This window comes from Mesorhizobium sp. M0119 (genome assembly GCF_040322615.1).
Taxonomy (GTDB): Bacteria; Pseudomonadota; Alphaproteobacteria; order Rhizobiales; family Rhizobiaceae; genus Mesorhizobium.
Genome location: NZ_JAMYTU010000005.1, coordinates 108,701 through 131,821, shown reverse-complemented (window position 1 = coordinate 131,821; position 23,121 = coordinate 108,701). Strand labels below are relative to the sequence as shown.

Here is a 23,121-nt window from a genome sequence, read left to right as displayed (position 1 = left end):
CACAAGGCTGTCATGAACACATCTCTATCCGAGCTTGAACTTCAAGAGATGGAAGCCCGAGTTGCCGCGGCCCAGACCGGCCCGTGGAAATCGTGGGTCGAGGGCCGGGATTTTTCCGGAGGATCGAATTTCATCCAAACCGGCCAAGGACCGGATAGAGGTGAAGACATCGAAATGACTGGTGCGACGATTGCCGACCAGGATTTCATTGCCGCCGCTCGCCAGGACATCCCTCGCCTGATCGCCGAAGTCCGCAGGCTACGTGGAATTGCTAATCGCACGAATTGAATTCGTGGTCGTTTTTCGACAATCCTGCCGACTCTTCTGCCCTACCCCACCCACTTCTCATAATCGGACACCAGCAGATGCAGCGGTGCTGTGTCCTCGTCGATGTCCGCGAAGCGGCCGATCGGCTCGCGGAAGACGTTGTCGGTGAGATCGTCGTTGACGGTCGAGACCTCGCCGATCAGCACGTCCTTGCCCTCGGCCCAGAAGGCGTGCCAGACGCCCGGCAGCAAAGTGACGCTCTGGCCTGGGTCGAGCATCAGCAGCCCGCCCGCGGGCAGCCTGTGGATGGTTCCGTCGACAGGCACCGATACTTCGGCCTTCGGATCGATGCCGCCATCGCGATCATGCATGAACAGCTCCAGCACCAGCTTGCCGCCGCCACGGTTGATGATGTCCTCGGCCTTGATGTTGTGGCGGTGCATCGGCGACAGCTGATCCTTGCGCGAGATCATGATCTTTTCGGCATAGAGCATGCCCATGCCCTTCTTCATGTCCTCGTAGCGGCCGTTGCGAACGGTGAACAGGAATAGGCCGAGCTCGTCGAATTTCTCCTGGCCGTAATCGGTGATGTCCCAGCCGAGCCGCGACGAGAAGATTGCCGACGAATCCTGCCGGCGCGCCTTCATCTCTTCCGGCGACCAGTAGGCGAAGGGCGGCATGATGTAGCCGAACGAGCGGATGAAGGCGTCGGCGTCGCGGATGATGTCGTTGATGGCGGAGCGTTTCATGATCGTGGTTCCTTCCCGTCGCTTTGCGAGCGCTAGAACGGTTCATCGTTTCACGGAAACGCCGAACCGCTCTATCTTTTTTTTGGACGCAATTCCGGACGGAAAACCGTTTCACACTTTTCCTGGAATTGCTCAAACCGCAATAGCCGAACGTCCATCCGGTGTCGATGCAAACTGCTGTCGCTGGCCCCATGACATGCGGTCCGATCAGGGCCATAAGGTCAACCAATTTTCCGATGGGTGAGACCATGCGCAGCATAGACGACCTCGATACGCCGGCGATCCTGATCGATGCCGGCCGCGCCGAAGCCAATATCGCGCGGGCGCAGGCCCATGCCGACCGGCACGGGCTGAAGCTCAGGCCGCACATCAAGACCCACAAGCTGCCCTACTGGGCAAAGAAGCAGGTCGCTGCCGGCGCCGTCGGCATCACCTGCCAGAAGATCGGCGAGGCCGAGGTCATGGCCGATGCCGGACTGACCGACATCTTTCTGCCCTACAACATCGTCGGGCGGGCCAAGCTGGAGCGCCTCAAGGCGCTGCACGGCCGCGTAACCCTGTCGGTGACAACGGACAGCATGGACACGCTGATGGGACTTGCCGCCACCTTTACCGATCCCGGCCACCGCCTGCCGGTGCTGGTCGAATGCGACACCGGCATGGGCCGCTGCGGTGTGCAGTCGGCCGGCGAGGCAGTCGCGCTGGCGAGCGAGATCGACAAGGTCCGGGGGCTCGTCTTCGGCGGCTTGATGACCTACCCGGGGGCTGGCCGCGCCGCCGAGACCGAGGCGTGGCTCGCCGATGCGCAGCAAGCACTTGCCACAGCCGGCCTTGCTTGCGAGCGCATCTCCAGCGGCGGCACACCCGATATGTGGCGTTCCGGCGAGCATAGCGTCGTTACCGAATACCGGCCCGGCACCTACATCTATCTCGACCGCTACCAGGTCGCCAAAGGCGTCGGCAGCCTCGACGATTGCGCACTGACGGTGCTGTCGACGGTGGTCAGCCGTCCAACGCCGACACGCGCCATCCTCGACGCCGGCAGCAAGGCCCTGTCGAGCGACAGGCTGGGGCTCGCCGATTTCGGCGAGCTGCTGGGCATTTCAGGCGCAAGGGTGACCAGCCTCAGCGAAGAGCACGGCAATGTCACGCTGTCAGGCGGCGCCGAGCTTCGCATCGGCGAGCGCGTGCGCGTCGTGCCCGACCATTGCTGCGTCGTCACCAACCTGTTCGACGAGGTGCATCTGATCGAAGGCGACAAGGTGATCGAGACGCTCCCGGTCAAGGCGCGAGGACGGATGGGATGAGTCCAGCTGGAGCGCGTGCGCTTCAGGTACAAAATCCTTCAAACGCTGGAGGGACAGCGCCCCCCTCTGGCCTGCCGGCCATCTCCCCCTCAAGGGGGGAGATCGGTACCTTCGCCGGTAGCGCCTCTCTTTCAACATTCGCGATTGGCGAAACGATAGGTGACATTCAATCTCCCCCCTTGAGGGGGAGATGTCCGGCAGGACAGAGGGGGGCGCGAAGGAACTCGACGAAGATCAGCTAGCCTGTCTCGCGGCAACCCGGCGCATCGAAATGACGCGGCGGCGGCGGATTTCGGTGCGCATCGCCATCAGATGCAGCGCAAAGAACAGCACTGTGAAGCCGAGTGCCATCACCAGCAATGGCCACAACAGGCTTGGATCGATGGTCGGGCCGCCGAGCCGGAACACCGACGCCGGCTGATGCAGCGTGTTCCACCAGTCGACCGAAAATTTGATGATCGGAATGTTGATGAAGCCGACCAGGGTGATGATGGCGGCGGCCCAGGCGGCGCGCCCGGCATCGTCGAGCGCGCGGGTCAGCGCGATGATGCCGAGATACATCAGGAACAGGATGAAGACCGAGGTCAGCCGCGCGTCCCACACCCACCAGGTGCCCCACATCGGCTTGCCCCAGATCGAACCGGTGATCAGTGCAAGGGCGGTGAAGACGGCGCCGATAGGTGCCGCCGATTTCAGCGCCACGTCGGCCAGCGGATGGCGCCAGACCAGCGTGCCCAGTGCCGAGACCGCCATCAGCGTGTAGCACATCATGGCAAGCCAGGCGAAAGGCACGTGGATATACATGATGCGAACGGTGATGCCCTGCTGGAAGTCCTCGGGCGCCGTGAAGCTCATGTAGAGGCCGACAGCGAGGATGATGGCGGCAACGCTCGCCAGCCACGGCACGACCTTGTCGGCCAGCCCGACGAACCGCGTCGGGTTGGCAAGGTCCATCCAGCCGGAGAGGCGTGAAGTCGTATCGCTCATGCCGCCTTACATAGACCGCCGGCGGAGTTGCGGCAACCGCAGCGGCGGTACGTCTTCCCTTCTCCCCTTGCGGGAGAAGGTGGATCGGCGCGTAGCGTCGAGCCGGATGAGGGGTCTGGACGGAGTGAGGCGCCAATGATCGCCGTGCGCCGAAGTCTGGATTTTGGATGAAGATTTGCGCCAAGCTGGAGCACCCTCATCCGACCTCGCTTCGCGAGGCCACCTTCTCCCGCAAGGGGAGAAGGCAAGCCGCGCTGCTCAAGCGGCTTCGTTCACCGGCCGGCTGAGGCGGCGGACCTCCTCGTCGTTGAGCAGGCCGCCGGCGCGCAGCAGGCTGGCGAAGCGACCGTTGCGCAGCGACAGTTCGGTGAACCCGCCCATCTCGACCACCCGGCCCTTGTCCATGAACACGACCAGATCGGCGTCGCGAACGGTGGTCAGGCGGTGGGCGATGATGAAGGTGGTGCGGCCGCGCCGCAATTCGTCGATGGCGTCCTTGACGCGGTCTTCCGTCTCGACGTCGAGCGCGCTGGTCGCCTCGTCGAGAACCAGGATGGGCGCGTCCTTCAGCACGGCGCGGGCGATCGCGATGCGCTGGCGCTCGCCACCGGACAGCTGTCCGCCGCGTTCGCCGACGACCGTGTCGTAGCCCTCGCACTTTGACAGGATGAAATCCTGCGCGGCGGCGGCATTGGCCGCGGCATGGACCTCGTCATAGGTCGCCTCCGCACGGCCGACGCGGATGTTGTCCTCGATCGAGCGGTTGAGCAGGCCAGCGTCCTGGAACACGGTGGCGATCGAATGGCGCAGCGACTTGCGGGTCACCGTGCGGGTATCGATGCCGTCGATCAGGATGCGTCCGCCGGACGGCGTGAAGACGCGCTGCAGAAGGTTGATGAGCGTGGTCTTGCCGGCGCCCGTCGGGCCGACGATGGCGACGGTCTGGCCGGCCTGGACCTCGAACGACGCGTCGTCGACGCCCTGCCCGGAATTGCCGAACTCGAAGCAGACATTCTCGAAACGCACATGACCCGTGACGTTGACGAGATCGCGCAGCCCATCGGGCTCGGCGGCGTCGGATGCAGAGTCCTCGAGATGATAGAATTCCTCGAGCTTGGCGCGCGCCTCGGAAATCTGGTTGGCGAAGGCGGACATCTGGTCGAGCCGGGCAATCAGCAGCGTGGCAAAGCCGGTAAAGGCGATGACGTCGCCGATGCGCAACTGGCCGTGCGTCACCAGATAGGCGCCAATCAAGAGCACCACCATCATCGAAATCGTCGACGACAGGCGGTGCAGCGCGTTGGCCATTGCCCACCAGTCGAGCACGGGGTTCTGCACATCGAGCAGATTCTTGACGTAGTGCTTCAGCGCCTCGGTCTCGTGGCCGATGCGGTTGTAGCTCTGCAGGACGGCGACGTTGCTGACCGAGTCGGTCACATGCGCAAACACCTTGTGGTAGTGACGCTCCACGGCCGCCTGGCCTTCCTTGGTGCGCCGCATCACCAGCCGTCCGATGCCGACATAGAGCGCGCCAAGCGCCAGCAGTACCATCGACATGCGGATATCCATGCTGAGCGCCGTGGGCACCAGCAGAACCAACGCGACCGCTGTCGACAGGTGCTGCCTCATGAATTCGAGCCAGAGGCTGAACAGGGTCTCGACCGCCCGCAGAAGCGTGTGCAGGGAATTGGAGGTGCCGCGCTGATGATGCCAGGCAAGCGGCATGGTGATGACGCGCTCGAACGACTGGCAAAGAACCTCGCTGCGCCGCTGGTGGGCAAAGCGGTCGGCGCCGCGCGCCACCAGAACGAAGGCGACGATATTGAAAGCGCCGATGCCGGCCCACATTGCGAGCGTCGAGAACACCGAGCCGCGGTCCGAAATGGCATCGATCACCCGGCCGAACATGATCGGCTCGAGGATGGCGATAATGGCAAGCGTGACATTCGCCCCGCAGATAAACGCAACGCGTTTCCTGTCGGCAGCGAGATAACCGAGCGCTCGCCAGTAGATTTGCAGAAGTGACACTTCAGCTACTCCGCCAATTATTTATGGTGCAGTGCGTCATTTTTTGACTCGTACCGGTTGACGCGTCGCAAAACAATGCTCGTCTAGCTCTTCCGTTCCCATTCCGCGAACAAAAGATGACGACGCTTCGAAATTTGCCGTGATCGTCTAACAGTTTGAGATAAAAGGTGAAATGTCAGCGTTGCGGCAAAATCATGGCAGCTGGAAAGCACTGCCACAATTTTAATCAGCAAGACCCTGGGCACGACGTCTAAAGTCGTGTGCAGGCATTCAGCAAGGTCAACCGCAAATATAACCGGTAGCGGCACTTGGAGCGCCCGTGCGTGCCCTGGGAACGCTAAGCGACGCTCCAAGCCCTTGAATCTAGGCCGGTATTCTGACGACCACCTCGGCACTATCTCCGGCTTTTGGCTCGAAGGACGAAGATTTGGTCTTCGTGCCATTCACTTCAAGTGAGATGGCCCGGGCCTTTTTGTCGCGGACGACGCGTACCTTGATCTCGGCGCCCAGCATCTTCAGAGTTGCCGAATAGCCGTCCCAATGGCTAGGAAGTCTCGGCGTGAACTGGAGGCGCTGTCCGCGGCGCTCTATGCCGAGAATGCTCTCGACCGCGGCGCGATAAAGCCAGCCCGCCGACCCGGTATACCAGGTCCAGCCGCCGCGGCCGCCCTTGTCTTGCCCGGAATAAACGTCGGCCGCGACGACATAAGGTTCCACCCGGTAGCGCTCTGCCGCGGCTTCGTCGAGCGCATGGTTGACCGGATTGAGCATTGAAAGGCAACGGTAGGCATCGTCGGTGCGACCCATCTCGGCGAGCGCAATGACGAACCATGTTGCCGCGTGCGTGTATTGGCCGCCGTTTTCACGGACCCCCGGCGGATAGCTCTTGATGTAGCCCGGGTCCTTTTCCGTCTTCGAGAAGGGCGGGGTGAACAGTTTGGCGATCTTGAGGTCGTCGTCGACGAGCGCTTTCATCGCCTGCGCCATTGCCGTGGTCGACCGCGCCGGGTCGCCATCGCCCGAAAGCACGCTCCAGGACTGGGCGATCGAGTCGATCTTGCACTCGTCCGACTTGCGCGAGCCGAGCGGCGTGCCGTCGTCGAAGCTGCCGCGCCGATACCACTCGCCATCCCAGGCGGTGCTTTCCAGCGCCCGCTTCAGCACCTCGGCGTGCTTCGTCCAGGCCTGCACGCGCTTGGCATCGCGCTCCGCCTTGGCGACAGCGGCAAAGTCGCCCAGCGTCTTCAGCAGGAACCAGCCCAGCCACACGCTCTCGCCCTTGCCGTGCTCGCCGACGCGGTTCATGCCGTCGTTCCAATCGCCGCCGAGGATCAGCGGCAGCCCGGCCGGGCTGCTGCGCTTGACGGCAAGATCGAGCGCCCGCGCGCAATGGTCGTAGAGCGAGGCTGTCTTCTTCGAGATTTCCGGGATGAAGAAAGCATCGTGCTCGCCTTCGCCCAGCGCCTGCCCTTCGATGAAGGGCAGTTGCTCCTTCAGGATCGCGGTGTCGCCGGTCACCAGCAGGTAACGGGCCGTGGCGTGGGCCAGCCAGACGACGTCGTCCGAGATCATGGTGCGGACGCCGGCCTCAGTGCGCGGCAGCCACCAATGCTGCACGTCGCCTTCGGGGAATTGCCGCCGCGCCGCATTGAGTATCTGATCACGCGCCAGCTTGGGGTCATGCGCCAGCAAAGCCAAGGTATCCTGCAACTGATCGCGGAAGCCGAAGGCACCGCTCGCCTGATAGAACGCAGAGCGGGCACGGATGCGGCAGGCCAGGCTCTGATAGGGCAGCCAGTGATTGACCATAGCGTCGAGTGCCTTGTCCGGCGTCTCGACCTGGATTGTGTCGAGAAAGCCGCGCCATGTGCGCTCGTTGTCGGCCAGCCGCTGATCGAAATCCCTTGAGCGATGGGTCTGCACCAGCGCGCTGGCCGCCTCGGGCGAGGCCGCGTCGCCGAGCAGCCAGAGCAGCGTGACGTCGCCGCCGGCAGCGATGTCGATGTCGCGTGCGATGGCCGCGCAGGGATCGTCGCCGGCCTCGACACGGCCGGACAGGCCGGCGCCGCTCAGCACGGCATGCGGAAACTCGCTCGTGCCTTGCCTGCCGATGAACTCGCCGCGATCGGCGGTGACCGAATGCACAGCACCGTCGGCGGCCAGAAAGGCGATCCGCTCGCCGAAATCGAGCCCATAGGGATTTTGCGCCAGCAATGCGCCGGTTGCGGCATCCCTCGACGGAACGATGCTTGCAGCGGTGCGCGAGCGATGGCCGCCAAGAACCCATTCCGCATAGGCGTAGACGCGCAGCCGCATCGGCACCGAACCCGAATTCTGGATGCGCAGCCGCGATATCTTCACCGGATCGACGGGATCGACAACATGGGTCAGGTCCATCGACAGCGGCCCGCGTTTTGAGCGGAACGTCGAAAAACCCTGCCCGTGCCAGGTTTCGTAGGTCATTGTCGGATCACGCACCACGGCAGCCATTGGCGAGAACGCCCTGCCATTGGCATGATCGTAGATATAGATGCCCTCGCCCGGCCGGTTGGTGACCGGATCGTTCGACCATGGCGTCAACTGATAGTCGCGGCTGTTGCGGCTCCAGGTGAAGGCAGCGCCTTCAGCCGAAATGTGGAACCCGAACGATGGGTTGGAGATGACGTTGATCCACGGCTGCGGCGTCGTGCGCCGGCCGGCAAGACGCACGACGTAGTGGCGTCCGCCGCCGTCGAAGCCGCCGAAACCGTTCCATTGGTCGAGCCCGCTGCCGTCGACGCGGCCCTCGATTAGTGCCTGGGCGGCAGATGCTTGCGACGTCGGCACCGGCAAGGACGGCTCGCGAAGCGCTGCAAGGTCTGCCGGCTGGAGGGGTGCGTCCCGCGCCTGCAGTGCCGCGGCCTCGGCGCGCTCGATCTGGTCGAAGATGGTGCCGTTGCGCGTATGCAGCACCACCCGAGCGACGGCGAGCAAGGTCCTGTAGGTCATTTCCTCCATCAGATCGCGGCGCACTGCGAAGATGTGCTGGCGGGGTCCGAGTTCCTTGCCGCGCAACCGGCTGTTTTCGCACAGCGTCTCCACCGCGCGCTGCAGGTCCTGCACGTAGGATGACGCCTGCTCGTTGACGACGACAAAATCGATCATCATGCCGCGAGCGCGCATGTATTCCTGGAAGCGAAGCGCCTGGGCGACGATCTCCAGATCGGCGACATCGGCGATCCTGACCAGGAAAATCGGAAAATCGCCGGATATGCTGGTCGGCCACAGGCTGGACTGCCTGCCGAGCCCGGAGACGATGGATTCGCCCGGAAGGCGCAGGAACGGATCGGGATAGATCAGATAGCGCGCCAGCTTCTGCACATTGGCGGCGTCGGACAGGCTGAGGCCAAGGTGCCGGGTCTGCACCTGCGAGCGCGTCCAGGCGAGCATCGCCTGGCGGGCGAAGCTTTCGGGATGGTCGAGCCGTGCGATGGCGGCATCCAATTCGGCGCGATGGGTACCGACGACGGTCCAGAACGTCAGCGAAATCTTCTTGTTGGCCGGCACACGCACCTGCCGGCGAAGCGATGCGATCGGATCCAGGGTGAAGCCGGAATGGCCGCCAAGCTTGGCGCCGGGATCAAAGGCAGCCGCTTCGGTGATGGTGCGGCCGCGGCCGATGAAGGCGCGCCTGTCGGTTTCCGCCTCGGCGTCTCGCGCCGATCCAGACGGGTCGGTGACGAAATGCACCATGGTGACGTCGGGTTCGTCCTTTTCGCGCTTGCCCCTGGTGGCGAAGATCGCGCCGTTGTTCGGCGCGATCTCGGTTTCCACGAACATCTTCGAAAAAGCCGGATGGGCATTATCCGAGGGCTCGGAGCCCAGCACCAGTTCGGCAAACGAGGTTACTTCGATATGCCGGTCGGCGGGGCCATCATTGTGGAGCGTCACCCGTCGGCCCTCACCATTGCCTTCCGAGATGACGATGCACTCGACTTCCGAACGCAGCGATCCAATCGATTTGACGAAGCTCGCCTTGTCGTCGGAGAACAGCGTCTGCGCACGCTCGCCGGCGGCGCGCTTCGGCTCGGCGGTGGCCGACCACCAGTCGCCGTTGCTGGCGTCGCGCAGGAAAATATAGGAACCAAGGCGGTCCTCGGTCGGATCCGGCTGCCAGCGCGTGACGGCAAGTTCGCCCCAGCGGCTGTACCCGGAGCCGGTGGCGGTCACCATGACCGAATAGCGGCCATTGGACATGACACTGGTCGAGCGGAGCGCCCTGAGCGGATCGAGCACGATGCGGGTATCCGGGCTTTCCAGCTCGGTCTCGTCCTTCGAGCGCTCGTCGGCCTCGGTCCTGACGGTCGCAGTCGGGATGTCGCGCGGCGCCCTTTCCTGCAGCAGCAATTCGGCCGACTCGATCACCGGATCGCTGTGGAAGCGGTCGCGCAGGCGCCCTTCGAAGATCGCATCGGCAACTGCGGCAATCGACATGCCGGAGTGGTGGGCCATGTAGTTGAGCACGACGGCGTGGTCGGTGCCCTCGGGAACGCGTTGCGGCGTGAAATCCACCGCGTCGTAAAAACCGTGCCGGCCCAGTGCGCCCAGCCGCCTGAGCTTGGCCAGGTTCTGGACGGATTCATGCGGCGTGAACTGCGCTGCCAGCACGGTCGCGTAAGGCGCGATCACCGTGTTTTGGCCAAGGCCGCGCTTCAGGCCGAGCCCGGGCACGCCGAAATTGGTGTACTGATAGGTCAGCTCGCGGTCGCGGGCGTTGTAGGCCGCTTCCGAAATCCCCCAGGGAACGTTCTTCGAACGGCCATACTGGATCTGGCGCTTGATGATGAGCTTGCTGGTCTGGTTGAGAATGCTGCCTTGCGGCTCCTTCATCACCAGTGGCGGCATCAGATATTCGAACATCGAGCCGGACCAGGACATCAGTGCGCCCTGGAAGCCGATCTCGACGATCGGCCGGCCGAGCCGGAACCAGTGCTCGGTCGGCAAATCGCCCTTGGCGATGGCGAACAGGCTGGTCAGCCGCGCCTCGGAGGCCAAAAGATCGTAGCAGCTTTCGTCGAGCTGATGCTCCTCGACCCGGTAACCGATCGACAAGAGCTTGCGTTCGGGCCGCATCAGGAACGAGAAATCCATCTCGAAGGCGAAACGGCGCGTGCGCTCGCGCAACGTCAGAAGCTTGGCCCGCAATGCCGCGACGGCGTTTTCGTCGCTGTGCGCGTCGTGCACATGCGCCTCGCAGGTGGCTTCGAGCCTGGCCGCCCAATCGGCGATGGTGTCGCTCTGGGTCGACGCTGCCTCGGTATGGATGGCTGTCGCGAGCTTGCGTATCTCGCCGGCCAGGACGGCCAGGTTGATGGTGCGGATCGACGCCATCTCCGGCTGCGCCTTGATCAATTCCACCGCCCGCCGCATGCCGTCGAGACGGTCGGCGAGCCGCTGGCGCAAGGGCCGCAATTGACGCCGGTCGTCGGGCAGTTCCTCAAGGCTTTCGTCGAGGATGGTGACGGTGTCGAGGATGCCTTCGAAGTCGCCCTGCACATGCACCGACGGCGCTTCGGCCCATTCGGCGCAGGCAGCGGCCACGGCCACCAGATGGCCGGCGAGATTGCCGCTGTCGACCGCCGAAATGTACAGCGGGTAGAGCGGCTTCAGGGTCGTCGTGTCATACCAGTTGAAGAGATGGCCGCGGTCGCGCGGCATGCTCTCGATGGTCGACATGGTCGCGTCGATGCGGTTGACGGCGTCGGAGAGGCTGATCCAGCCGAAATCGCGTGCCGAAATCACCGACAGCAGGTAGACGCCGATATTGGTCGGCGAGGTGCGGGGCGCCACCACGGGGGCCGGGCTTTCCTGGAAATTATCCGGCGGCAGATGGTGATGCTCGGCCGTCACGAAGGTCTCGAAATAGTGCCATGTACGTCGCGCCACGGTGCGCAGCGCGTGGATGTCGGCGGCCGATATGCGCAGGCGGTCCTCGGTTTCGGCCGAACGGCTGATCCAGCAGGCGATGGCGGGCGAGCCGATCCAGAACAAGGCAAAGAAGAAGGCGACGAAGGCGCCGGTGGAATCGGCCAGCACCGGGACAGCGAGGCCGACGACGCCGATGATCACCGCGCCGTACATGATGCTGTAATAGGAGCCGAGATCGTTGTCGCCGCCCTTGTGTGCCTGCGAGGCGGTGCGCCATTCGAGCAGGTTCTGGCGGCTGACGAACAGGCGGTAGAGCGTGCGGATGATCGCGTCGCCCATCATCCAGGCAAGATGCGCCATCAGCACGATCTTCAGCGCCACCAGGGCGGTGCCGAAGGCAACGTCGCGTGCCAGTGCCGAGAAATGGCCGCGCGGCGTCTGGTCGCCGCTCTTCGGCAGGATGGCGTCGACAATGTCGAAAGTGGGCGCCATGAACAGCGTGAGGATCAGCAGCGCCTGCCATTGGGCGGCCTGCGTGAAGGGCAGCAGCGTCCAGCCGGCGATCGCGGCCATCACCCAGAAGATCGGCGTCACCGAGCGGCGCAGATTGTCCACCATCTTCCAGCGCGACAGCGCCGGCACGTTTGAGCGCGGGCCAAGAATGAAGCCCAGAAGCTGCCAGTCGCCGCGTGCCCAGCGATGGTGGCGCGACGCGTCGACCGAATAGCGGGTCGGATAGTCCTCGACCAGTTCGACGTCGGTGACCAAGGCCGAGCGCGCCAGGGCGCCTTCGAGCAGATCATGGCTGAGGATGGTGTTTTCCTCGATGCGGCCCTTCAACGCCGCCTCGAAGGCGTCGACATGGTAAAGACCCTTGCCGGTGAAGGAACCGTCGCCGAAGATGTCCTGGTAGAGGTCCGACACGGCAAAGACGTACGGATCGAGCCCGCGATTGGCGGAAAAGACACGCTGAAAGAACGATGCCTCGTCGCCACTGGTCAGCGACGCGGTGATACGCGGCTGCAGGATGGAATAACCTGCCGTAACCTCGCGCCGTGCGACATCGAAATGCGGACGGTTGAGCGGGTGGCAAAGCTTGCCGGCCAGCGCAGCGACGGCGTCGCGGGTGGTGCGGGTGTCGGCGTCCAGCGTCATCACGTGGACGACGCTCTCCGGCAATGGCACTTCCAACGGCAGGAAGGTGGTGTCGCTGTCGCCGCGCAGCAGAAGGTTCAATTCGTGCAGCTTGCCGCGCTTGCGCTCCCAGCCCATCCAGACGCCTTGCGATGCGTTGTAGAGCCGGCGCCGATGCAGCAGATAAAAGCGCGGCGCCCCTTCCGAGGGATAGCGGGCGTTCAGCCTGGCGATTTCGGCGCGGGCGAATTCGAGGATTTCGACATCCGCCGTATCGATCTCGGTCTTCGAGTCCGGCCAGTCGGAAAGCAGCGCGAAATAGACTTCGCCCGCCGTGTTGGCGAGGTGATGCACCTCGATGTTGCGGATGTTCTCCTCGACATCGTCGCGCGAGCCGATCAGCGACGGCACCACCACCAGCGTGCGCGCCTCGGGCGGCACACCGTGCCTGAAATCATAGCCGATGAGACGCGTCGGCTTCAAAAACAGCGAGACGACGGTGTTGAAGAATGCAAGCGCGCCTTCGCTGGCCGGCACCGCGAACAGGGCCAGCATCAGGACGATCGACGGCACCGACAGGCCGAGATTGGCAAGCGCATTGCCGGAAACGACCAGAAGCAGGACCGTCAGCGCAAACACCGGCACGACGATGCCCAGCCATCCGGTCTTGCGGAAGGTCCGGTTGAGCGTCTTGCCGATGGTCGGCCGGTAGCCGATCGACCGCTCGAGCTCCTGCCGGCGCGGGCCGACCAGAAAGAAGCCGACGTCGGTGTGAGCGATCGGACCGCTTTCGGAGCCCGGTGCATCGGCAGCATGGCCGGCGAGCTCGATCGCCCTTTCGGCAACGCGAAATTCGGAGAGATCGGAACGGCGCGCCAGCTCCTCGATCGCAGTCCGGTATTGGTCGCGCGAAAAGAAATCGAGCGCGGCGAAATCGGTGCGTTCGCGCAGCAAGGTGTCGATGCGGCTGACGCCCTCGAACCACACCGTCCAGTCGATGTCGTTGATCAGGCGCAGGCCGCGGATGATGTTGCCGGTGGTCACGTTGCCGCTGGACAGCGTGTGGTGCTCGCTGAGGATGATCTCCTCGGCGTCGGAGCCGGTCCTTTCCAGCTCGCCCTCCAGCCATTCCAGCGCCCTGCCGGCATTTTGCGAGCCGTCACGCAGCCGGTAGAGCAACTGGGTGGCGAAGGTGGTGTCCTGCGCATGGGCGCTGTAGTGGGAAAGTATCGCCTGCCGGTCGGCGCTGTCGTCCGTCGCCAGCACACGGTCGGCGACCTCGTTGGCGATCTGGCGCAGTTCCCGCGTGCGATTGACGCGGACCGCGATGCGGCGAAGGTTCTCGATCAGGACGAAGCGCAGCAGCGACGGCAGCGCCCATAATTCGCCGATCTTCAGCGGCTCGACGGACTGGAAGCCTTCGACGATCGCCTTGAACATGGCCGACGAGACGGAACTGTCGGAATGCGCGACATAGGTCCACGCGACCGCCAGTGCGCGCGGCACGCTGGATCCGTCGGACAGTTTCAGCGTCGGCAACTGGCGATAGAAGCGGCGCGGCAGGTCGCGCTTGACCTGGAAAATGGTCTCCTCGACCAGGTAATTGTTGTCGAGCAGCCACTGCGCCGCGGGCGTGATCGTTTCGCCCCTCGCCTGGGCAGCGTTGGTGGAACGGTAGACATCGAGAATCTTCCTGGCGCTGTCGCGGATGCGCGCCTGAAAATCGAAAGGCGTCAGACCGAACAAATCCTTGGCATCGCCGTTGGCAAGGGCTGCGCCCAACGCTCGCAGCCGATCTTCCGGCAGGAAATGGGAGCGTATCGGCTCGTCGGTGACAGCCGGGAAGCTGGCGCTCGTCTTTTCGATCTGTGCGAGATTGGTCTGGATATTCATCTAAGGTTCCGTGTTGGGGACGCAGTGCGGCGTCACCGCCACGGCAATGTCCCTAAAACCGGTCCAAATGCAATTGGTTGCATCGCAACACTTGGCCGAATGTTTGTTTCCGCACCACGACAAGGTGTCGTCTTTCGACAACGTCCAGGCGAGCGCTCCGAGCATCGTTTCGGCCTCTGATCGGCGGAAGATTCAGGCTTTTTCGTGATGCAGCGACCAGCTTACGCGATATTTGGCCGGCATCGCGATCATGTTTGGAAACAGGCGTTAATCGTTGCCGGCAATGAGGTCGATGCGGATCACGAACAGCATCGCCGGCCGGACGGGATCCAGGTGCAGTTCAGGTGCTTGCGGCCCGAGCAACAGCGCATCGAGCGGCCTAAGTTGCATGGGCGCTGCGCCGGCCACCCCGAGCTCGCCGTAGACGCACAGGATGAGCGTTGCGTCGGCTTTGGCCCGGATTTCCGTCGGAGCCGAAATCAGCAGGCGCTCGACCGCGTGGGCCGCCCGGGCGCGGCGGGTCATGACGTTGAGGTCGGTGATGGGACCGGCGATCAGCGTGGCTTGCGTCGGCACGTCGGCTGGAAAGGCAAGCGGTGCGGAAGCGTTGGTGATTTCGACCGGCAGCCGGCCGGCGATGTCGAGGACCATGCCCGCGCCTTCCAGCAAGGCCAAAGTCCGGTCGACGCCGGGAAACCCGGAAAACGGGCCGCCGCCCTCGACCAGCGCCATCGAGACGCGCCAGTCGAAATCGTCGAGCCCAGCGCCTGGCGGCGAGACGGCGATCTCCGTCGTCACCCCGCCGCCATTCTTCCATGGCATCGACCGGTATTCCAAGGCCCGAAGAATGCGCAAGGTACGGCTCAGCCCAAAATGCCGGGCAGGTTGAGCTGGTTCTCCCTGGCGCACTCGATCGCGATGTCGTAGCCGGCATCGGCGTGGCGCATGACGCCGGTCGCCGGATCGTTCCACAATACCCGCTCCAGGCGCTTCGCCGTCTCGGGCGTACCGTCGGCGACGATGACCATGCCGGCATGCTGGGAAAAGCCCATGCCGACGCCGCCGCCATGGTGCAGCGACACCCAGGTGGCGCCGGACGCGGTGTTGAGCAGCGCATTGAGCAGCGGCCAGTCGGATACCGCATCCGAGCCGTCCTTCATCGCTTCCGTCTCGCGGTTCGGCGAGGCGACCGAGCCGGAGTCGAGATGGTCGCGGCCGATGACGACCGGTGCCTTCAGTTCGCCCCTGGCGACCATCTCGTTGAAGGCGAGGCCGAGCCGGTGGCGGTCGCCTAGCCCAACCCAGCAGATGCGCGCCGGCAGGCCCTGGAAGGCAATGCGCTCGCGCGCCATGTCGAGCCAATTGTGCAGATGGGTGTTACCGGGCGTGAGTTCGCGCACCTTGGCGTCGGTCCTGTAGATGTCCTCGGGATCGCCGGAAAGTGCCGCCCAGCGGAACGGCCCGATGCCGCGGCAAAACAGCGGACGGATATAGGCCGGCACGAAACCCGGGAAGGCAAAGGCATTCTCGAAGCCCTCCTCTTTTGCCACCTGGCGGATGTTGTTGCCGTAATCGAGCGTCGGCACGCCGGCGTTCCAGAACGCCACCATCGCCTCGACATGCTCGCGCATTGACGCGCGGGCAGCCTTTTCCACCGCCTTCGGGTCGCTGGTGCGCTTCTCGCGCCACTCGGCCAGCGACCAGCCCTTGGGCAGATAGCCGTTGAGCGGGTCATGCGCCGAGGTCTGGTCGGTGACGATGTCGGGGCGCACGCCGCGCCGCACCAGTTCCGGCACGATGTCGGCGGTGTTGCCGACCAGGCCGACCGATTTCGCCTCACCGGCTTTGGTCCAGCGCTCGATCTTCTCGAGAGCCTCGTCGAGCGTGTCGGCGCGCTCATCGACATAGCGGGTGCGCAGCCGGAAATCGATGCGGTCGGGATCGCATTCGACGGCCAGGCAGCAGGCGCCGGCCATGACCGCGGCGAGCGGCTGGGCGCCGCCCATGCCGCCGAGACCGCCGGTCAGTATCCATTTGCCCCTGAGATTGCCGCCATAGTGCTGGCGGCCGGCCTCGACGAAGGTCTCGTAAGTGCCCTGCACGATGCCTTGCGTACCGATGTATATCCACGAGCCGGCCGTCATCTGGCCGTACATCATCAGGCCCTTTCTATCGAGCTCGTTGAATTTCTCCCATGTCGCCCAGTGCGGCACGAGGTTCGAATTGGCGATCAGCACGCGCGGCGCATCAGGATGGGTGCGGAACACGCCGACCGGCTTGCCCGATTGCACCAACAGCGTCTCGTCGTCGCCGAGCGTCTTCAGCGAGGCGACGATGCGGTCGAAATCGTTCCAGGTGCGCGCCGCCCGGCCGATGCCGCCATAGACGACCAGTTCGTTCGGATTTTCGGCGACGTCCGGATCGAGATTGTTCATCAGCATGCGCAACGGCGCTTCCGTCAGCCAGGTGCGGGCGTTGAGCTCGCTGCCGCGCGGGCTGCGCACTTCGCGGATGTTGTGGCGAGGATCGGTCATGATTGTCCCTTTCGAATGAGGTGCGCCGCGCGTCAGCGTTCGGCCCAGGCGATCGCGGTTTCCAGGATCTTTCTCAGCGTGACGCGGATCGGCGCCGCGAATTCGGCATCGTAAGGCACCGGCCAATTGCCGGGCATGCCCTTGCCTTCGGGCTCGCGCAGATAGCCGCGGTTGGAGAGTTCCATCTGCAGCGCGTGGACGCCGGCTTGCGGCTGGCCGAAATGGCGCGTGATCCAGCCGCCTTTGAAGCGGCCGCTGACGACGAAGCTCTCGCCGGTTTCGGCGAGGATCTGGCCAACCGTCGCTTGCAGCGCCGGATCGGCGCTCTTGCCGTCATTGGTGCCGAGATTGAAGACCGGCAATTTGCCTTCGAACAGCCGCGGCAGCACCGAGCGGATCGAATGGCAGTCATAGACGACGATCTTCCCATGCAAAGCGCGCAGCCTGTCGATCTCGGCCTGCAGAGCGGCATGATAGGGTACGAAGAATTTTTCGCGGCGTTCGTCGATCTCCGACGGTCCCGGCTCTTCGCCCTCACGGTAGAGCGGATCGCCGTCAAAGGTCTCGGTCGGGCAGAGACCGGTCGTCGTCTGGCCGGGATAGAGCGAAACGCCCGACGGATCGCGGTTGACGTCGATGACGGTGCGCGAAATCGCCGTATGCACCACCGTCGCGCCAAGGCTCTCGGCAAAGTCATAGAGCTTGTCGATCCACCAGTCACAGTCGCGGCGGCCGAGCCAGGGCGAGATTAGCCGGCTGTCGAGGCCGGCGAGGTCGATGCCGGTGTGCGGGATCGAGACCAGCAGCGGTGCTGTGCCTCGGGTGACGGTGAGCCAGGAGGGTGAGGTCATCGGAAGTCTCCGCGCGACAGAACGCGACCTTGCAATTGTCCGTGAACACCGACCTCGGTTTTTATCGCTCGCAACGTATTTTGTTCTTGCTTTGTGCCGGCAGCTATGCTACTAATTTGGGTATGGTGCTGATTCGGCCCGACGACCCGCCCTCGAGGCGGGTTTTTTGTTTCTGACTTTGAAAGTTTCGGTGTTGCCGGGCTGAGGTTGGCGGGACAGCGCCCCCCTCTGTCCTGCCGGACATCTCCCCCTCTAGTGGGGAGATTGGCGGTCACGACTGCTTTCGCCAATCTCCAACGTTGCAGAAATGAACGCAGGGCCGAAGCTGCCAATCTCCCCCCTGGAGGGGGAGATGTCCGGCAGGACAGAGGGGGGCGCGACGGAACACGACCCATGCCGGCGTAACGCAGCGACGACGGCCTCACGACGTCACCCCCGGCAGCCTTACCGCGCTTGCCGCTTCGACCGCCGCGCCGCTGCGTACCATGGCGATGGCCTTCTCCATGTCGGGGTGGAAGTGCCGGTCGTTGTCGAGATGCGGCACCTCTGCCCTGACCAGCCGGCGCACCGCCTCCAGTGCCGCACTCGAGGCCAGTGGCGCATGGAAATCGCAGCCTTGCGCGGCGGCCAGCAATTCGATGCCGATGACGGCCGTCGCATTCTCGACCATGCCGATAAGCCGACGCGCTCCATGCGCCGCCATCGAGACATGGTCTTCCTGGTTGGCCGAGGTTGGGATCGAATCGACGCTGGCCGGATAGGCTTTTTGCTTGTTTTCAGAAACCAGCGCTGCCGCCGTCACTTGCGGGATCATGAAACCGGAATTCAGCCCCGGCTTGGGCGTCAGAAAGGCCGGCATGCCCGACAGTGCCGGATCGACCAGCATGGCGATGCGCCGCTCCGACAGCGAGCCGATCTCGCAGACGGCGAGTGCGATCATGTCGGCGGCGAAGGCCACCGGCTCGGCGTGGAAATTGCCGCCCGAAAGTGCGGAGTCATCCTCGGCAAAGATCAGCGGATTGTCGGTGACGCCGTTGGCCTCGGTGCCGAGCGTGTCGGCGGCCTTGCGAAGCACGTCGAGCGCTGCGCCCATCACCTGCGGCTGGCAGCGCAGGCAGTATGGATCCTGCACGCGCTCGTCGCCGACGCGGTGCGATTCACGGATGGCGCTGCCGGCCATCAAATTGCGCAACGCCTCGGCCGTCTCGATCTGGCCGCAATGCTTCCGGAGCAGATGGATGCGTGGATCGAAGGGCGCGTCGGAGCCCTTGGCGGCATCGGTCGACAGCGCGCCGGCGACCAGCGCCGACTGGTAGAGCACTTCCGCCTCGAACAAAGCGGCAAGCGCATAGGCGGTCGAAAACTGGGTGCCGTTGAGCAGCGCCAGGCCTTCCTTGGCGCCCAATGTCACCGGCTCCAGGCCGTGCGAAACAAAGGCGACCTTGGCGGGAAAGCGGCCATGCGGGGTGAAACATTCGCCGACGCCGATCATCACCGCGGTCATGTGCGACAGCGGCGCGAGGTCGCCGGAAGCTCCAACCGAGCCCTGCGCCGGCACCACGGGAATGACGTCGTTGGCCAGCATCGCTTCCAACAGTTCGATCGTCCGCGGCCGCACGCCGGAGGCGCCCTGGGCCAGGCTGGCCAGCTTCAGCGCCATCATCAGCCGGCAAATTGCCAGCGGCATCGGCTCGCCGACGCCGGCGGCATGGGACAGCACGATGTTTCGCTGCAGCGTCTCGAGGTCGGCGGCGGGGATGCGAACACTGGCAAGCTTGCCGAAGCCGGTGTTGATGCCATAGACCGGCTCGCCCTTGGCAACGATCCTGGCGACGGCCTCGGCGCTGGCCTTGATCTTCGGGCGGCAGGCATCGTCGAGCCTCAGTGCGGCGCCGCGATAGATGGCGCGCCAATCGGCCAGCGCCGCATTGCCTGGCCTTAGCTTGAGTTCGGTCATTGTCCCCTCCAGATGCGGGCATGCAGCGGATTGAAGCCCATGCGGTAGACGAGCTCGGCCGGGCGCTCGACGTTCCAGATCGCCAGATCGGCGGATTTTCCGGCCTCCAGCGTACCGGTCTGTCCAAGCAGCCCGAGCGCGCGGGCAGCCTCGCGGGTAACGCCGGCAAGGCATTCATCGACGGTCAGGCCGAACAATGTCGCCGCCATGTTCATGGTCAGCAGCAGCGAGGTCAGCGGCGACGTGCCGGGATTGTTATCGGTGGCAACGGCCATCCTGACGCCATGCTGGCGAAACAGGGCGATCGGCGGCTTCTTGGTCTCGCGGATGAAGTAGTAGGCGCCGGGCAAGATGGTCGCCACGGTTCCGGCCTTCGCCATCGCCGCCGCACCTGCCTCGTCGGTATATTCGAGGTGGTCGGCCGATAGCGCACCATAGCGCGCCGCAAGTTCGGCGCCGTGCAGATTGGAAAGCTGGTCCGCATGGAGCTTGACCGGCAGGCCCGCCGCCTGCGCCGCATCGAACACGCGGGCGATCTGCTCCGGCCAAAAGGCAATGCCTTCGCAAAAGCCGTCGACGGCATCGGCCAGGCCATCGGCAGCGACGGCCGGCAAGATCTGCTTTGCAACAAGATCGATGAAGGCGTCCTTGTCACCTTTTGCTTCGGGTGGCAGCGCATGAGCGCCGAGGAAAGTGGTCCTGACCGTCACCGGCCGCTCACCGCCCAACCGTCGCGCGGCGCGCAGCGACTTCTTCTCGTTTTCGAGGTCGAGACCGTAGCCGGATTTGATTTCGACGGTGGTGGCGCCTTCGGCAATCAGCGCATCGAGGCGCGGCAGCGACTGGGCGACCAGCTCGTCCTCGCTCGCGGCGCGCAGTGCCTTGACCGAGGAAACGATGCCGCCGCCGGCCTTGGCAACCTCCTCATAGCTGGCGCCGGCCAGCCGCATCTCGAATTCATTGGCACGGTTGCCGGCGTGGACCAGATGGGTGTGGCAGTCGATCAGGCCAGGCGTGATCCAGCGGCCTTCGCAGTCGGTCGCCTCGGCGCCCTCGCGGAGTGCTGCCGGCATGTCGGCTTCCGGCCCGGCATAGACGATCCGGCCATTGCGCACGGCGATTGCACCGTGCTCGACGACGCCTGACCCGGCGCTGCTTTCGGCCATGGTCGCGAGGCGCGCATTGCGCCAGAGGCGAACCTCCCCTGCCCGGCTTTTGCTCTGTGCAGTCATCATCTTTTCCGTTTCAATCGGTGGCGATTATGTATATACATATCAAAAGGCACTGCAAGCGCTATCATCGCATGGCAGGCCGGAATTTGGAGAAAAACGTGACGGCAATCTTTGCGGAACAGGCGCTTCTGCCCGACGGCTGGCACAGCAATGTGCGGACCGTCATCGCCAACGGCAAGATCGCAACGGTCGAGGCGAATACCTCGCTCCTGCCTGGCGACGAGCGCCATGCCATCCTCTTGCCCGCCATGCCGAACCTGCACAGCCACGCCTTCCAGCGCGGCATGGCCGGCCTTGCCGAATTGCGCGGGCCTTCCGCCGACAGTTTCTGGAGCTGGCGCGAGGTGATGTACCGCTTCGCGCTGGCGATGACGCCGGACCAGGTCAAAGTGGTCGCGGCCCAGCTCTATGTCGAGATGCTGGAGGCCGGGTTCTCGCGCGTCGGCGAGTTTCACTATTTACACCACGACCGCGACGGCCGGCCCTATGCCAACATCGCCGAGATGGCGGAGCGTATCATTGCTGCAGCGTCCGAGACAGGCATCGGGCTGACTTTGCTGCCGGTGTTCTACGCGCATTCCTCTTTCGGCGGCGCTGCGCCAAATGAAGGCCAGCGGCGGTTCATCAACGATGTGAACCAGTTCTCGCGGCTTGTTGAGAAAAGCCGCGAATCTATTCGCGCGCTGAATCAAGGCGTCGTCGGCGTCGCCCCGCACAGCCTGCGTGCCGTGACACCGGAGGAGCTCGCCGCACTCACAATGTTTGCGCCGGAGGGGCCGATCCATATCCACGTCGCCGAGCAAATGAAGGAGGTCGAGGATTGCCTTGCCTGGTCAGGGGCGCGGCCAGTCGAATGGCTGCTTGCCAACGCCAACGTCGACCAGCGCTGGTGCCTGATCCACGCCACCCACATGACCGACACCGAGACGGTGCAAATGGCGAAAAGCGGCGCCGTTGCCGGCCTCTGCCCGATCACCGAGGCCAATCTCGGCGACGGCACCTTTGCCGCGCCCCTGTTCATGCAGCATGGCGGCCGCTTCGGCATCGGCTCGGATTCCAACGTGCTGATCGGCCTGCCCGACGAGTTGCGCCAGCTCGAATATTCGCAGCGCCTCGCCCACCGCGCCCGCAATGTGCTGGCGGTGGCCGGCGGCTCGACCGGCCGTGCTTTGTTCGATGCAGCGCTCGATGGGGGCAGTGCCGCGCTGGGCGCCGGCGCGTCGCGGATCGCAGCAGGTGCCTCGGCCGATTTCGTCTCGCTCGACGGCAAGCATCCATCGCTGGCCGGCAAGACGGGCAATGCAATCCTTGACGCCTGGATTTTTGCCAACGGCACCAAGGTCGATTGCGTCTGGGTGCATGGCAGGAAACTGGTCAGCGACGGCAAGCATGCGAAGCGCGATGCCATTGCCGAGCGCTTCCGCAAGGTCATGACGGCGCTCTCGGCATGAGCATGATCGGGACAATAAGCGCGGATTCTGGAAGCGCGGACGGCGGCGAGGCGCTTTCGCTGCACCAGCGCATCCTGTCGGACATCAGCGAACGGATCCTGTCGGGTGCCTGGGCGCCCGGCCACCGCATTCCGTTCGAGCATGAACTGACGGCCGAATACAATTGTTCGCGCATGACAGTGAACAAGGCGCTGTCGCAACTGGCCAAGGCCGGGCTGATCGAGCGCCGGCGTCGTTCGGGCAGCTTTGTCCGCCGGCCGCAATCGCAGGCGGCCGTTCTCGAAATCCACGACATCCGGATCGAGGTCGAGGCGCTTGGCCTGCCTTACCGCTATGAGCGCGTGGCGCGAAACAGAAGACGCAGCAGCGCCGACGACCGCGCCCTGCTGGAACTCGACGTCCCTGGGCCGGTGCTGGTGCTGGAATGCCGGCATTTCGCCGGCAAGCGGCCATTCGCCCACGAGCAGCGGCTGATCAACCTGGCTGCCGTGCCGGAGGCCGCCGAAGAGGCGTTTTTCGACACGGCGCCCGGTCCGTGGCTGATCGGCCGTGTGCCATGGAGTGCGGCCGAGCATCGCATCCGCGCGGTTGCCGCCGAAAGGCATATCGCGGCGGCGCTCGACATCGGGACGGGCGCGCCGTGCCTGGTGATCGAGCGGCGGACATGGAGCGCGGAGCACCCCGTCACCCATGTCCGGTTCACCTATGCGGCAGAGAACCACACGCTGGTGGCGCGGTTCACGCCGTCGCAGGGGTAAGCTCCTAACCGTCCCCCTTGAGGGGAGGGTCGCGGAGCAAATTGCCGCATGGCGGCATTTTGTGAC

The 23,121-nt window shown here is 64.4% G+C and carries 13 protein-coding genes; 4 read left to right on the top strand and 9 right to left on the bottom strand.

The window, feature by feature from the left end:
- Positions 1–12: 12 nt before the first annotated feature.
- On the top strand, positions 13–288 hold the full coding sequence (locus NKJ40_RS07095) for a hypothetical protein (RefSeq protein WP_352449242.1): 276 nt from the start codon (positions 13–15) through the stop codon (positions 286–288).
- Positions 289–329: 41 nt separating this feature from the next.
- Here NKJ40_RS07095 and NKJ40_RS07090 read toward each other — a convergent pair whose 3' ends face one another.
- On the bottom strand, positions 330–1,016 hold the full coding sequence (locus tag NKJ40_RS07090; protein ID WP_352465478.1) for a D-lyxose/D-mannose family sugar isomerase: 687 nt from the start codon (positions 1,014–1,016) through the stop codon (positions 330–332).
- A 248-nt stretch (positions 1,017–1,264) separates the two neighbouring features.
- Here NKJ40_RS07090 and NKJ40_RS07085 point away from each other — a divergent pair, with 248 nt between their 5' ends.
- Positions 1,265–2,323, top strand: a complete 1,059-nt coding sequence (locus NKJ40_RS07085) for a D-TA family PLP-dependent enzyme (protein WP_352465477.1) — start codon at positions 1,265–1,267, stop codon at positions 2,321–2,323.
- 234 nt (positions 2,324–2,557) lie between these two features.
- Here the strand turns inward: NKJ40_RS07085 and NKJ40_RS07080 are convergent, their stop codons facing one another.
- The 8 genes from NKJ40_RS07080 to hutI form a co-directional block, all read right to left on the bottom strand.
- Entirely contained in the window at positions 2,558–3,310 is a 753-nt protein-coding gene (locus tag NKJ40_RS07080) for a heme ABC transporter permease (RefSeq protein WP_352465476.1), read from the bottom strand.
- A 258-nt stretch (positions 3,311–3,568) separates the two neighbouring features.
- Entirely contained in the window at positions 3,569–5,338 is a 1,770-nt protein-coding gene (locus NKJ40_RS07075) for a glucan ABC transporter ATP-binding protein/ permease (protein ID WP_352465475.1), read from the bottom strand.
- Positions 5,339–5,701: 363 nt separating this feature from the next.
- Positions 5,702–14,272, bottom strand: a complete 8,571-nt coding sequence (locus NKJ40_RS07070) for a glycoside hydrolase family 94 protein (protein ID WP_352465474.1) — start codon at positions 14,270–14,272, stop codon at positions 5,702–5,704.
- 267 nt (positions 14,273–14,539) lie between these two features.
- Positions 14,540–15,127, bottom strand: a complete 588-nt coding sequence (locus NKJ40_RS07065; protein ID WP_352465473.1) for a HutD/Ves family protein — start codon at positions 15,125–15,127, stop codon at positions 14,540–14,542.
- 8 nt (positions 15,128–15,135) lie between these two features.
- The gene (gene hutU, locus NKJ40_RS07060) at positions 15,136–16,806 is read right to left on the bottom strand and encodes a urocanate hydratase (RefSeq protein ID WP_352465472.1); all 1,671 of its coding nucleotides are present in this window, start codon (positions 16,804–16,806) and stop codon (positions 15,136–15,138) included.
- Between the two features lie 32 nt (positions 16,807–16,838).
- Complete coding sequence (gene hutG / locus NKJ40_RS07055) at positions 16,839–17,657, bottom strand: N-formylglutamate deformylase (protein WP_352465471.1); 819 nt, start codon at positions 17,655–17,657, stop codon at positions 16,839–16,841.
- Between the two features lie 421 nt (positions 17,658–18,078).
- Positions 18,079–19,614, bottom strand: coding sequence for a histidine ammonia-lyase (hutH, locus tag NKJ40_RS07050; RefSeq protein WP_352465470.1), 1,536 nt, complete (start codon positions 19,612–19,614; stop codon positions 18,079–18,081).
- A complete protein-coding gene (gene hutI, locus NKJ40_RS07045; protein WP_352465469.1) occupies positions 19,611–20,846 on the bottom strand; it encodes an imidazolonepropionase in 1,236 nt (411 codons plus the stop codon). Before hutI ends, hutH begins: the two co-directional genes overlap by 4 nt.
- 98 nt (positions 20,847–20,944) lie before the next feature.
- On the opposite strand from hutI, the gene NKJ40_RS07040 reads away from it, so the two are divergent.
- Both NKJ40_RS07040 and hutC read left to right on the top strand, forming a co-directional pair.
- Positions 20,945–22,297, top strand: coding sequence for a formimidoylglutamate deiminase (locus NKJ40_RS07040; protein WP_352465468.1), 1,353 nt, complete (start codon positions 20,945–20,947; stop codon positions 22,295–22,297).
- Positions 22,294–23,055: a histidine utilization transcriptional repressor HutC gene (hutC, locus tag NKJ40_RS07035; protein ID WP_352465467.1), complete on the top strand. Its 762-nt coding sequence runs from the start codon at positions 22,294–22,296 to the stop codon at positions 23,053–23,055. The genes NKJ40_RS07040 and hutC overlap by 4 nt, the downstream gene beginning before the upstream one ends.
- Positions 23,056–23,121 lie beyond the last annotated feature (66 nt).